Source organism: Bacteroidota bacterium, assembly GCA_018692315.1.
Lineage (GTDB): Bacteria > Bacteroidota > Bacteroidia > Bacteroidales > JABHKC01 > JABHKC01.
In genome coordinates, this window is the sequence record JABHKC010000109.1 from 1 (window position 1) to 13,939 (window position 13,939).

12 protein-coding genes are annotated in these 13,939 nt (G+C 31.6%); 1 reads left to right on the forward strand and 11 read right to left on the reverse strand.

Annotated features, from left to right (window positions below; all coding sequences use genetic code 11):
* Both HN894_08800 and HN894_08805 read right to left on the reverse strand, forming a co-directional pair.
* The coding region (locus HN894_08800; GenBank protein ID MBT7143423.1) for a hypothetical protein at positions 1 to 1,673 on the reverse strand (1,673 nt) is incomplete at its 3' end.
* A 95-nt stretch (positions 1,674 to 1,768) separates the two neighbouring features.
* On the reverse strand, positions 1,769 to 2,002 hold the full coding sequence (locus HN894_08805; GenBank protein MBT7143424.1) for a hypothetical protein: 234 nt from the start codon (positions 2,000 to 2,002) through the stop codon (positions 1,769 to 1,771).
* A gap of 451 nt (positions 2,003 to 2,453) precedes the next feature.
* Here HN894_08805 and HN894_08810 point away from each other — a divergent pair, with 451 nt between their 5' ends.
* Complete coding sequence (locus HN894_08810) at positions 2,454 to 4,397, forward strand: OmpA family protein (GenBank protein ID MBT7143425.1); 1,944 nt, start codon at positions 2,454 to 2,456, stop codon at positions 4,395 to 4,397.
* Positions 4,398 to 4,447: 50 nt separating this feature from the next.
* On the opposite strand, the gene HN894_08815 is transcribed toward HN894_08810, so the two are convergent.
* The 9 genes from HN894_08815 to rsgA all read right to left on the reverse strand — a co-directional run bounded on the left by HN894_08815 (position 4,448) and on the right by rsgA (position 13,514).
* The gene (locus HN894_08815; protein ID MBT7143426.1) at positions 4,448 to 4,867 is read right to left on the reverse strand and encodes an acyl-CoA thioesterase; all 420 of its coding nucleotides are present in this window, start codon (positions 4,865 to 4,867) and stop codon (positions 4,448 to 4,450) included.
* Positions 4,868 to 5,098: 231 nt separating this feature from the next.
* The gene (locus HN894_08820; GenBank protein MBT7143427.1) at positions 5,099 to 6,043 is read right to left on the reverse strand and encodes an AraC family transcriptional regulator; all 945 of its coding nucleotides are present in this window, start codon (positions 6,041 to 6,043) and stop codon (positions 5,099 to 5,101) included.
* A gap of 170 nt (positions 6,044 to 6,213) precedes the next feature.
* Positions 6,214 to 6,546, reverse strand: a complete 333-nt coding sequence (locus HN894_08825; GenBank protein ID MBT7143428.1) for a hypothetical protein — start codon at positions 6,544 to 6,546, stop codon at positions 6,214 to 6,216.
* 221 nt (positions 6,547 to 6,767) lie between these two features.
* Positions 6,768 to 6,989, reverse strand: coding sequence for a hypothetical protein (locus HN894_08830; protein ID MBT7143429.1), 222 nt, complete (start codon positions 6,987 to 6,989; stop codon positions 6,768 to 6,770).
* A 14-nt stretch (positions 6,990 to 7,003) separates the two neighbouring features.
* Complete coding sequence (locus HN894_08835) at positions 7,004 to 7,921, reverse strand: hypothetical protein (GenBank protein ID MBT7143430.1); 918 nt, start codon at positions 7,919 to 7,921, stop codon at positions 7,004 to 7,006.
* 27 nt (positions 7,922 to 7,948) lie between these two features.
* Entirely contained in the window at positions 7,949 to 9,250 is a 1,302-nt protein-coding gene (locus HN894_08840; protein MBT7143431.1) for a hypothetical protein, read from the reverse strand.
* 57 nt (positions 9,251 to 9,307) lie between these two features.
* Positions 9,308 to 9,868 carry a GNAT family N-acetyltransferase gene (locus HN894_08845; GenBank protein ID MBT7143432.1) on the reverse strand — a complete coding sequence of 187 codons (561 nt, stop codon included), beginning with the start codon at positions 9,866 to 9,868 and terminating at the stop codon, positions 9,308 to 9,310.
* A gap of 69 nt (positions 9,869 to 9,937) precedes the next feature.
* A complete protein-coding gene (locus HN894_08850) occupies positions 9,938 to 12,178 on the reverse strand; it encodes a bifunctional (p)ppGpp synthetase/guanosine-3',5'-bis(diphosphate) 3'-pyrophosphohydrolase (GenBank protein ID MBT7143433.1) in 2,241 nt (746 codons plus the stop codon).
* Positions 12,179 to 12,575: 397 nt separating this feature from the next.
* A complete protein-coding gene (gene rsgA / locus HN894_08855) occupies positions 12,576 to 13,514 on the reverse strand; it encodes a ribosome small subunit-dependent GTPase A (protein ID MBT7143434.1) in 939 nt (312 codons plus the stop codon).
* Positions 13,515 to 13,939: the final 425 nt, after the last annotated feature.

Genomic DNA, 13,939 nt, shown 5'->3' on the forward strand with positions numbered 1-13,939 from the left:
ACTTCGAGGATATTGAAATTGTACATTTTTATAATGTAACCTTCACCAATTTGCAAATCGCCTATAGTATTTACATTATACATTGGCCAAAAAGTTTCTCCAATTTCGTTTTTCATAAGAACCATATAGGTGGCTACATCGGCAAAAACTGAATCGCAATCGGGCACATAAGGATCAACATAGCTCGAAATTATTGACCAACCCAGATTTAGATTTACAAAATGTTTGGTGTGGTCGGGGACGTATTGGGTGGCTTTTAATAAAAAAATATCATTGCTATTTGTATAAAAGCTAGGTGAAACAAGACTATCAAATTGAATTGAATATACCGAATTGAATACACCACTCATATATATATCATAATTGTCCGCTACATCTAATTCTCTTAGGTAGGCAAATGGTTGAGCTTCCAAATTATTATACCATTGTCTTACTCCAGAAGAATCAAATTTGCTTAATATTGGCATTTTGTCAGTTATTTGCGAAACTGGAATTATAGTATCATTATCAAATATTATCGTATCCCCTTCGTAACAAAAAGAGAAATAAACACAATTGTCTTTATCATAGGTAATTACTGGCTGTACAGATTCATTTAAGGAAAATTCAGTAATAGCATACTTGCTCCACAATACTGAACCGCTAGTATCTAATTTTACAATAAACGGGTTATGGCAATAAGGCTGAACAGGATACACATTTGATGACCATATTGTATCTGAATCAAATAAAAATGTCAGACCACTAGAATACCCACTGATTAATACATTATTTGAATTATCAATTTCAACATCACAAATGAAATTCTGGTCATATATTGAGCTGGCATTAGAGTGTAACAATTTGTTCCAGATAAGGTTTCCATTTGGATCGAATTTCAAAAGAAATGATACGCCATTGCTATTGTTTGCATATAAAAAATTTCCATCAGCCCATAAAAAATCTTCATAGGTTATTTGTGCATAATAAATATTTCCATAATCATCTACAGCCAAAGCTTCGGGTTCATCATCATCTAAAGAAGCAATTCTTCTTATCCAAAGTTCGTTGCCAAGCGAATCGTATTTTGCTATAAAAGCATCTTCTGTTCCGGAATTACCTATTGTAGTGCCGGCAAAACTTAAATTTGGACTGTTGTAGTAGCCTGTTATTATTATATTTCCATCACTATCTAATACAAAATGTGTTGGTTCGTCAATACCTGACCCACCAAAGCCAAGAATAGATATTGGATTACCTGACAAATCATCTTTAACAACATAAATATCTTGAGAATTTGTAACAAGATTGCTGATAGAGCTGCCATAAGTGATAGACGAAAATGAGATTTTTGAACACAATGTGTACCTACTATAAGAATTAAAAATAAAATTAATAAATAAGGCATTACTAATATTTGGCAAATTGATGCCAGGTATTATTTCTCCATTTGTCTCTAACCTAAATAAATGATTATAATTGCCAGCAAAAGAAGTATCTGTTAAAAACAAACTATCTGAGCTCCCTGGAGAATAAATTGCCAGATTACATGAATTATTATCTTGACTCGACAAGTGAATAGGTTTATCATCATTTTCACCACCCATTGTTCTAAGCCAGTCATAACTAATAATCTGTGTATATCCAAAAAGGAAGGAAAAAATTAGGCAGAGTAGTATTAAATATTTTTTCATAAAATATTAGTTTAATAAACAATTTTTTAGTTTTTAATAAGTCGTTTTTCAAAAGTTATTTCGTTTTTCAAAAATAAAACAAATTTTGTGTAAAGTCAAACTAATATGAATTTGTTTTTGCCAATTTTGAAAAGCTTAGTGCAATTTGGGTAAATTATTTTCGAGTTGTTTTTCGCTGTGTCGTTTAGACCTGACATGTTTTGAAAACCTGTCAGGTCTGCTTTGTATGGGAGCTTTGTCAAATTTTTGAGCTTTAACAAAGCTGCAAAGTTTGCAAGGAATTCTAAAATCATTTGAATAGTATTTATTCTTTTTTCTAATTTTTTCATTCAATGTTTTTTCAAAAAACTAATGCCTCTTATATTGTAATAACAAAAAGCCAAAAAACCTTTCATGTTTTTTGATGTATTTTGGTAATTATTTGCAAAATAATCTTGTAAGCATTTGAGTGTTAGGAAGAAAAAAATATTTGTTAAAAAATGTATTTTGAACAATTTTTGGGTAGATTCCAGCTTTCGCACGAATGATAGAAGTGCATTTCAAATTTACAATATGCAATAGAAAATTTCCAATATTCAGACAACAAAACTTGAGGTATTGTAATTTGCCCTTAAGGAAACCTATAGAAATGCAAATTTCTTCGTTGTTTAGCAATTTTAAAATCCTCATTTACAATAGTAAACAGCGGTTTTCAATTTTCTTACGCCTTGAAATTTACTATTTTTAGAAGTTCCCATTAGTTATAAAAATTGTTAATTTTACGAGATTAAAATTGAAAAAATGAAAACAAAACTTCTAATAATTTCTTTCCTGCTTGTTTCAATTTGTCTTTTTGCACAGGAGAAATATTCAACAAGTTCGAAAAAAGCCATAAAACAATTCGAAAAAGCATTAATGAGTTACGATATGCGGCAAAATCACAAAGCTATTCAGCAACTCAAGGCGGCAATAGAAATCGATGCAGGTTTTATTGAGGCATATCTGTTAATGGCAGATATTTATAACGAAAGTGGCGAATTCGAAAAAGAAATTCAGACATATTATAATGTTTTACCATTCAATCCTGATTATTCTGCAAAAACATATCTCAACCTTGCACTTTCAGAATTGATGATAGGGCATTATGAAGATGCCAAATCAAATTTTGAAACTTTTCTGGACTATGAGGCTACAAAGACTAAATTCAGAAAAATGGCGAAGGAAGGAATAAAAAGATGCACTTTTGCAATGAAACTCATGGAAAATCCGGTACCATTTCATCCCTTAAACCTTGGCGAAAATGCAAATACCAAATTTGATGATTACATGCCTTCGCTTTCAGCAGATGAACAAACTCTTGTTTTTTCGGTTGATTTGCCGGTCGATAAAAATATTTATCCAAGTGGAAGAAATGAGTTTGGAAATTCTACACACGAAGATTTTTACATTTCCTACAAAAAAGACAGTGTATGGACTCCTTCAAAAAATATTGGGAAACCCGTAAATACTTATGGAAATGAAGGTGCACAAACGCTTTCGGCAAACGGGATGTATATGTTTTTTACTGCTTGCCAGAAGGCCGACAGTTATGGAGGCTGCGACATTTATTTTGCAAAAAAAACAGGAAATCGCTGGAGCGAAGCAATCAATATTGGCGAACCTGTGAACAGCAGATATTGGGAATCCCAACCTTCTATTTCATCAGATGGCAGAACTTTATATTTTGTGAGTAACCGTCCGGGCGGAAAAGGCGGAATGGACATTTGGAAATCGTACATCAACGATCATGGCAGATTTAGCAAACCGGAAAACCTTGGCGACTCGATAAATACAAGAGGTACAGAATCAGGGCCATTTATTCATCCAGACAATCAAACATTATATTTTGCTTCCGATGCTTGGCTCGGAATGGGCGGTTTAGATCTTTATGTTAGCAGAAAAGGTGTAACTAATCAGTGGAAACGCCCCGACAATTTGGGCTATCCTATTAATACTCATAAAGATGAAGAATTCCTAATTGTAAATGCAAAAGGGAATCTCGCATATTTTTCATCGAATAGAGAAGGAAGCCGTGGAAAAGATATTTACAATTTCGAATTGTACGACGAAGCTCAACCCTTTCAGGTTACTTATGTAAAAGGAAAAGTTTTCGATGCAGTTACGAACGAAAAACTCAAAGCAAAATTTGAATTGATAGACTTAGAAACATCAAAATTGGTAATGGAAGCATTTTCGCACAACAAAACCGGCGAGTTTCTGGTTTGCCTTCCTGTGAACAAAAACTATGCTCTGAATGTTTCAAAAACAGGCTATTTATTTTACTCAGAAAATTTTTCATTAAAAAATCCTGAAAACCCGTCCGAAACATTTTTGATGGATATTCCATTGCAACCAATTCGCGAAGGAGCAATAGTGGTTTTAAAAAATATTTTTTACGAAACCGATAAATACGATTTAAAACCAGAATCGAAAGCCGAATTATCAAAATTGATTTCGTTTTTAAATAAAAATCCGAAAGTAAATATTGAAATCAGCGGACATACTGATAATATTGGTGAAGATGATTATAATATAAAACTTTCGAGAAACAGAGCATTATCAGTTTATAATTATCTGACTGAAAATGAAATTAGTAATACCCGATTAAGCTATGAAGGTTATGGTGAAAATTCTCCCGTAGCCTCCAACGAAACCGAAAAAGGAAGAGCTCAAAACCGCCGGACTGAGTTTAAAATTGTAAAATAGAAGGTCTGATTTTATTCTAATTCAATTTTTGCAGTGAATTCAAATAAATTCTAACTGAATTTTTCAAATCTATCTTTCCAATCTTGCGGAATAGCTATTGATTCTCGCAAATAATAATTGAAACAAACCATAGTTGAAGTGCTTTCCGATTTTATTTCAGATGTCAGGCTATTCACAATTTTCTGTTTGATTTCAAAACTTTTATTTCCAATTTTATTGATTTTCGTTAAAACTTCAATTTCTTCTTCAAGAAAAATTGGCACAAAATAATCAATAACAATATTTGCAAGGACAATGCCGGTCTTTTTCCAATCTATTTCAGTACCAAGCATATGGTCAAAATATTTCATTTTGGCATAGTCGAAATAATATTGATGAATTGCATTGTTGACATGCCCCATTATATCAATATCGTTAAAACGTACCTGAACCGGTGTGCTATGTGAAAACTGTATTTTCTGGTTTTCCATCTTTCAAAATATTAGTTTCTAAGCCGCAAATATATTGTTTATACTAAAAAAGCCGGCATGAAAAATTTTCATGCCGGCTTTCTGTTTTTCTAATTTTCAAATAAGGCGACTTCTAAAAATCGCTTTCTCTACGTTACTCGAAATTTCTAAAACACTCATTTACAGAAGTAAAATCGAGCTTTATAAATTTCGAAAGCCTTGATAAACCAATTTTTAGAAGTCCCCATAAGTTTATAATGGTTTCACAGGCACACAAATATCAAGGATAAACTTTTTTTCGGGATGTTGCTGATGATCGTTATGATATAATTCGTATGGTAGTTTATCGTCGCATTGATAACCACTTTCAGGCAACCATTTGCACATAATCAAATCCCAGGATTCCTGAAATTGAGTTTCGTCGATTTCGAAACGAGCTATCGCAAATTTTCCACCTGCAACGGTCATAGTTCCAATTTCTCCATCAACTTTTGTGTTTTCAGGAACAGTGATACATGCACTTTGCTGAACACCGTCTTTCCCGGTAATGTTCGGATCGTCGTGAAATACAGATAACATTTTCGTATTAGGGAAATTGATTAATCCTCTTGGACCAGCCCATCGCATGAGTTTTTCGTAAGCTTTACCTATCTGGTTGAATGGTCCAATGTGCCGACAATATGCAACATTCAATTCGGGCATTTCTTTCACTTCTACTTTTGTTTTCATAACTAACTTTTTTTCATTAAATATTAATAATTCATTGCAAAGATAGCCGGAGTTTTTCTCAACAATTTCACTATTATTGCTAAAGAGTTTGCGAATATTGCTATTTTGCTTTTCAGCCTTATAAGCAGATGGACTTTTGCTAAAATATTCTTTGAAAGAGCGAGAAAATGTTGCCGAACTTGAGAAACCACATTGTATTGCAATATCTAATATAGATAGATTATTGTTTGCAATAATGGCAGAAGCCGCCTTTTCAAGTCTTTTTCTCCTGATAAAGGAATTTAGCGTTTCGCCAATAATTGATGAAAAAATTCTATGAAAATGAAATTGCGAAAAATTGGCTACATCAGAAAGTTTCTTAAGACTTAATTGTGTATCAATATTTTGCTCAATATAGTCGATTACTTTATTTATTCTACCGAGATATTCCTTTCTGTTTTTTTCAGTCTGTTGTTTGTTTTGATCCATATCTAACAATTTTTCATTTCTATTTTTAGCGAAAGAAACATTTTTTTTGAAATTCTATCTGTTTCGTAAAATTAAATCAACATTTTTACTTTTACAAAATACGAAATATTCGGAAATAAAAAAACCCCACAAATTGTGAGGTTTTCATTATAGATTATTTTCAGAAAGGCTTATTCCTTTTCAGTTTTGTTTTTTGAATGATGTTTCGAAGAACAAGAACTTTTTTTAGCTTTTTTTGAACAACAAGAGCTTTTAGCTTTTGGTCCGCATTTTTTCGAACAATCTTTTTTAGCTTCAGCTTTGCATGCACTTTTATCTGAAGTTTTTCCATCTGTGGCAGTTGCACTACATTTTCCTTTATCTTTGCAATCTTCTTTGCCGCAAACTTTACATTTTTCTTCATCTACATTTACTGTATTATCATTTTTAGGTGCTGCATAAGAAGATACTGTTGTTGCTCCAAGAAAAGCAACAAGGCTAATGATTAAAAATAATTTTTTCATAATTAAATAATTAAATTGTTAAAATAATATCAAAACTTTTACACTACAAAAATATATCTAAGTATTACTACATGCTGTTAATAAAAAGTTAAAAGATTTGTTCAATTTCTTAAAATCTGTTAAATAAATCGAAATAATTTTGCCTCAAATATATAAAAACCTTTTAATTTTATGCAAAACTTCCAAAAACCTGCTAAAACTCTTTACAAAAAATAATGTAACTAATTCGCCGGATAAAGCAAAGTATCAGCAGCCAGCATTTTTATTTGGTAGCCTTCGCCTGGGTTCATATTTCCAATATTGTCGATGCCGAACAATGGCCAATAAACCAAACCACCACCACTTTTTGCCATAATAATATTTTGCGAGATCCCTGTAAGCATAGTGTCTATTGCTCCGATGTTTTGGCGAAGGTAGCCAAGAATATTCCAGCCAGCCAGCAAATTTATAAGTTTTCTTATTTTTTAAAAATTCTTAAAATCCAGGGTAAGCGGTTAATATTTACACCCATATACTCGCAAGCTGTAGCGCCGAAACCTTTATTAAATCGAGCAATACCTGGAATATTTGAGCCTTCGAAATCGAGAGTCATGTGTTTTTCTGAATATAATTTTATTATATGGTCAAAAATCAGAAACACTGATTTATTTTTTTTACCCTCGGGTGATGAGACCGTAATCAGTGAGGTGATTTTTTTCTTTGCTAAAATAAAAAATACAGCTCCACAAAGTGTGTTTGATGAATCATATGCAGCATAGATTTTACCTAAATTATTTTTCAGGAAAAAAGCAATCAACCGACGAAGAATATCGTATTGACTTTTTTTCATGCCAATAAGTGTATCACCTACATTTTCGACAAACAGCTTAACTAATTCGTTGGTAGTTATACCTTTCGAAAGATAAATTCCATGTTTTTTTGCTTGATTGAGATTGCGTTTTGTATTTTTTGAATATTTTTTTTGAAGAATCTCATAAGGTTCAATCAAATCGAGATGAAAATTTGCATTTGGTTTTAAATCAAAAATATCGCTCTCTATTTTATTGATTGTGTTTAATTTTATTTGAACAATTTTGTATTTTTTCGGAATTGCTCTAAGAAATTTTTCTACTAAAACAGCATCAATCTTTTTTGAAGAAAAAACGCCAAGTTGCTGAGTATAATCAGGTTGAGCAAGATATTGAATCCCATACTTTTTTTTGTGAGTTAGCGGCATCACACTTTCGTAATCGCCTTCTACAAGTGCATCCCAATTTTCCGAAACTATATCAAGATACCAAGAATTAGCATAGACTATTTCATTTACAGATCGGGCAATGGAAATATTCCATTTTTTTATATCAATTTCTTTATGTTTTAAATACCTGATTTTCAATTTGATTTTTGTTGATAAAAATAATTGTTATTGGCAAGCTTCCAACATTTTAGTATAAACTTTTCTCCATCCGTTCCATTCTCCAATGTCATTTAACGACTCGTTGTGCCACAAACTAATAAATGTTCCATTTACTCTTTTTACTTTTTCGATTAGTTCTGTAATTTTTTGAATTGATTCTTCGCTCGAAAATTTTAAGTATTTTTTTAGACTTACATCCATCACTTGAAACGGAAATATCTTCAGATCAGTTTCAATATTTTTGGTTAGATCGAAAAAATTGAATGGGCTACAAATTCCAGCTCTAAAACCAATTTTTTCGGCATAACCTAAAGTATAATCTTGCTTTATTCCATTTTCTAGGAGATTTTGATAAGTTTCAGGAAAAAACAGCATTAAATAGTGCTGGCGACTTATTTCAATTTTTTGATTTGCAATTTCCTTCAAGTTGTGAATTTCTTTTTTTAATTGAGCCTTGTTTGTATTAGACGCAAAGGATGGATGAATTCCAATACTAATTTTTCTTGAAATTTCGTATATCATTTTGCGAAAGCTAACATTTGATACAGGGATATTTCTATCGTATTGACTAAAATTCCCAAGCAGAAAAAAGAATATTGCATTGAATTTGTGCTGCTTATGAACTTTGTTGAGAAAAGAATAAGTGTCGTATGGGTCTTTTTTTAAATCTAATAGAACTTTTATTCTCTCAATTGTTTCTTTGAAATTAAAGTCTATTATAGTTTTAGCCAATGCTCCAAAAATTCTGTAATATCCTTTAAATTTATATGCAAAAGCATTGTCAATATCAATAGTAGGAATGTACGAAAAATTGTTTTCTGCAAAAGAAATTTTCGGAAAAACTTCTTTCAATTTTTTTCTAAAAAGCAAAACCCAATTGTTTACAATAGGTTCTTCAAGAAAATTGTTTTTAAAGGCAATACAATTTTCTGCAAGAAATCTTCCGAATTTATCTTTTTTGCCGGGCAAATACTCTTCGTATCTACTTATTAGATAGAAACTTGCAGCAAATATATCGAAGCAAAAAAAAGAATCCTCATTAGTTTCGAAAAAGATTTTTTGATCTTGAAATTCAGAAACTAAAATATTTTTTCCTACAATAGATTCTTCAAAAAGAATTGGATTTGACTCTAAAAATAACTCATCTTTAATTTTTGAACCGGAATAATTAAATTTTGGCGTACCAGCGGCTAAGAATTCATCCTTACTATTTGTAAACCGAATTTCTGCATTCAATAAATCGCAAAAAATTAAATTAAATATATATTTTAATCTTGATGTAGTATTTTCTGTGTAAATTAATATCATATAATCAAAAGAATATGAAATGTGTTTGAAATACAATTGAATATTTCGAGCTTTCTTTTATTCATTTATTAGTTGCAACATATATTCGTTTAGAAATTCCTCATGAGTTTTTATCCATTCTTTTTTTTCACCAACTATCTCGAATTTGTGTTTTCGAAATAGATTCAAACTATGATCATTGTTGGCAGTTATATTACAAAAAAGTTGATGCAATCCGAGATGAGAAAATGCGTAATTAATGAATAATTCGAGAGCAGCCGAGGCGTAGCCCTTCCCTTTGTTTTCGTCTTCGCCAATAAGGATTCCTATGCCTGCACGATTATGATAGGGATCGAAATCGAACATATCAATTGCACCGATTGTAGAATTTTCCGACATATTTTTTGCATCTATCATTAGCCGCAATTGTTTGGTTTCGTATATATCGAGATGGGAATTCTCGACATATTTCCTGATAATATATCTTGAAAATGGCACTATGGTATTACTTAGTTTCCAAACCGATGGATCGTTTTCCCACTTGTAAATAATATCGGCATCGGAAAGTTCGATGGCACGAAGTTTTACAAAATCATTTTCAAGTTTTAGAATGTCGGTAAAGTTGTCTGATAAATCCATTTATTTATTTTTAAAAGAATTAGAAACTAAAATCTTTTCATTTTGTTATAAAAACAATATATTTTGATGCTATAATTCTTCGGCAGATTCTACTCTATGAACAGAATCTACTCCGTCTATTCTAATTAAATGCGATATTAAGATATTTAAATCATTTACATTATGAACATATACCTCAAAAAAACCTTTAAAAATTCCATCATGGCTGTCAATTTTAACCGAACGGATATTTATTTTCAGATGCTCTGTAATTGAATTTGCCAGATCGGCAACCAATCCTGGTTTTTCGATTCCTACCAGAGAAATTTTCTCCAAAAAAGAATCCAATTTTTGTGTGGTCCATTCAACTTTTATGAGCAATTCTTTATATCTTGCCTGAATTGCTGCCACATTCGGACATTTTGTTTTATGTATAAGTATTGATCCATCTGCTTTTGTATATCCAATAATTTTGTCGCCAGGAATTGGTTTGCAGCATTTTGCTGAAGTATATTCACTTTTGTTTATATTTTCTACGACTAATTTAGGTTTTTTTGGAGTCTTTTTTGTTTTTGAAGTTTTGTCGTCTGTTTTTGTACTTTTTACGATTTTTGCAGTAGAACGAATAATTTGAAGTTGCCAATATTTTATTATTTTATTTCTTCTTTTTTTCTGAACAATTTTATCAAGATTACTTAAATCAACAATTCCTCTTCCAATTTTAAAATATAATTCTTCTTTGTTTTTGATTTTCGAATGATTCAACAATTTCCTGACATTTGTATTATTCACCGAAAGTTTAAGATTTTGTAAAGCACCATTAAGCATTTCCATACCTTTTGTAATATCTTCTTTTCTTTCGTTTTTAAAAGCGTTTTTAATTGCCGAAATTGCTTTAGTGGTAACCACAAAATTGAGCCATTCGAATTTTGGATTTTGGTTTTTTGAAGTTAATATTTCGACCTGATCGCCACTTTGCAGCACATAATTCAATGGCTGAAGTTTGCCATTTATCTTTGACACAATACTATGATAGCCAATATCGGAATGGATGTCGAAAGCAAAATCGAGAGCTGTGGCACTTTTTGGCATACTTCGTATCTGCCCCTGAGGTGTGAATATATAAATTTCGGAAAAATCTAAATTTAATTTTACATTGTCAAGAAATTCTCCGGCATCGGAATCAGGATTGTTCAGAAAATCGCCAATTCTTTTTATCCATCTTTCAATATGCGTTTCTTCATCTTTTGGTTCTTTATATTTCCAATGTGATGCTAAACCTCGTTCAGCAATATCATCCATTCTGTGCGAACGAATTTGCACTTCTATCCAATTGCCATCGTTTCCCATCACTGTGGTGTGAAGAGCCTCGTAGCCATTCACTTTCGGAGTGCTTACCCAATCGCGCAATCGACCAGGTTTTGGTTTATATTCACCTGCAATAATCGAATAAATTATCCAACACAATGCCTTTTCTGAAACATTAGCCTTTGGTTCAAAAACGAACCGGATTGCTAACAAATCGTAAACCTCATGGAATGAAATTCCTTGTTTTTGCATTTTTTCCCATGTAGAAAAAATTGATTTCGGACGGGCAGTTATATCAAAAATAATTTTCTCCTGATGTAATTTGTCATTTATTGGCTTAATAAATTCTTTAATTCTGTGAATGCTATTATCACTATTTTCAAGCACTCGTCTTTCTAAATCACTATATACTATCGGATGTAAATATTTAAAAGTTAATTCCTCAAGTTGAGTTTTAATATTGTAAAGCCCCAGACGATGGGCGAGCGGGATGTATAAGAAATTTGTTTCAGAAGCTATTCGTTTTTGTTTTTCGGGCATAAACTCTAAAGTTTGCATATTGTGCAATCTATCGGCAAGTTTTATTAGAATTACCCTAATGTCGTTGGACATAGTGAGTAGCAAACGCTTATAATTTTCGGCTTTTTTTATTTCCTGATTTCTGAAAACTCCTGTGAGCTTAGTCAGCCCTTTTATAATATTAGAAATTTTTTCTCCGAAAAGTTCTTCAATGTCTTGAAATGTATATTCAGTATCTTCAACAACATCGTGAAGAAGGGCACAGACAGCAGATTTTGTTCCTAAACCAATTTGAACAGTTACAATTTTTGCTACCTCTAAAGGATGGAAAATGTACGGTTCTCCTGACCGTCTTCTCATATTCAAATGAGCCTCATCAGCAATTTTAAAAGCTTTATTAATTAATCTTAAACTTTCTGGTTTCTGAATGCGAGGACTACCTTTTATCAATTCGTCGTACAGATTTAAAATATGCTTCCTTTCTTCAGGAGTATGTCCGTTCATATATTCTTATTTTCAATTCAGATACAAAATTATTAAATTTCTTACATTATAAAGCGTCTCTAAGAAAACAGTTCAAAATTAATCCCTAATTCGGGATTGCGACATTTCTATTTTTTTCATTTGTCAAATACAAAAGCATATACATATGAAAGAAAATAGAAATCTTATCAAAAATAAATTATTCTATAAATACTGCCAGTTTTCTATGAGTCATTTGAAGAAAATGGAGTTTTCTTAGTGGCACTAATTAAGGGATATAAAATCCTAACAAATGACACAACAACAATTTCAACCATAGAGTGGCTAACAAATTCTATTAATTCTCATTGGTCTTTGAACAAGTTTGGACAAAAAACTTAAATAAGCTGAATATACAAGAACTTGTTTCATTGAAATTCTACAATGGATTTATGCGGTATTTGTCGTAATTATCGTTCATCAAACTCAAATAGCTATCATATCGCGAATTGCTGATTTCCTTTTCTTTCAAGCCAACTTTCACGGCACACTGTGGCTCATGAATATGTGTACAATTGTTATATCTACAGTTTTTTGAAAGTTCGAAAATTTCAGGGAAAAAATGAAAAAGTTCTTCTTTTTGCATATCAAAAACGCCGAATCCTTTAATCCCGGGAGTATCTACTATAAATCCTCCTTCACTAAGTTCAAACATCTCGGAGAAAGTGGTAGTATGTTTTCCTTTTTTATGATAGTCGGAGATATCTCCTGTTTTTAAATTTAAACTTTCATCAATAGAATTTAATATAGTGGATTTTCCAACACCGGAATTTCCAACAAAAACATTTACTTTATTCTGCATTTTTTCTTTTAAAGAATCTATATTGATATTTTCTTTCGCTGAAATTTGAAAACAATTGTACCCGATTTTTTCGTAGATATTTTTTAGTTCGGTCAATTTACTCATCATTTTTTCGTTGTATAAATCTATTTTGTTGAAAACAATATTCACAGAAACCATATACGCTTCGGCAGTGGCAAGAAATCTATCAATAAAAATTGTGGTTGTTTTAGGAAAATCGATAGTAACTATTAGAAATGCAAAATCAATATTTGCGGCTATTACCTGATAGTTTTTCGAAAGATTTATTGAACGTCTGACAAGATAATTTTTTCTGTCATCGATATTGGTAATCTGCCCTACTCCATCGCTGGAATTTATATAAAATTCGACCCAATCGCCAACACACACCGGATTTGTACTTTTTATAAATTTAGTTCGCAAGTTTCCTTTCAATTTGCAATTTACAGTAGATCCGTCTTTTCGACGAACTTTATACCAACTTCCTGTCGATTTTACTATTAAAGCTTTTTCCAAATTTCACATTCTTAAAAATGATTAAAGTGCGAAGATATAAATTGTGGATATATCGACTAAATCTTTTTTTGAGGTGTTAGAAATTAACTTTCACCCAATAATTATGAAATATCAAGTTCAGTTTATTGTCTTATCATTTACTTTTGTCTTGACACAATAGTAACAAAAAGTCAAGAAAAAATGATGCTACAACCCATATGCCAGCGCCCGCCCGCCATTTTTTCTGGCCAACGCCTATAATTTTTATCAAAATTATTTTGATGGGAACAACTATTGATAATTGTCGATAGCAATAAAATTCACGTCTTCTGCAACTAATAGTCTCATTATTAGGCTCGTTCTAACTTTATTGCTGCCGTGGCATCAGAGAATTTTGGGAACAATACTTTTCGAAAATGCTGGCGGTGGGCATAGCTAAGCAAGTA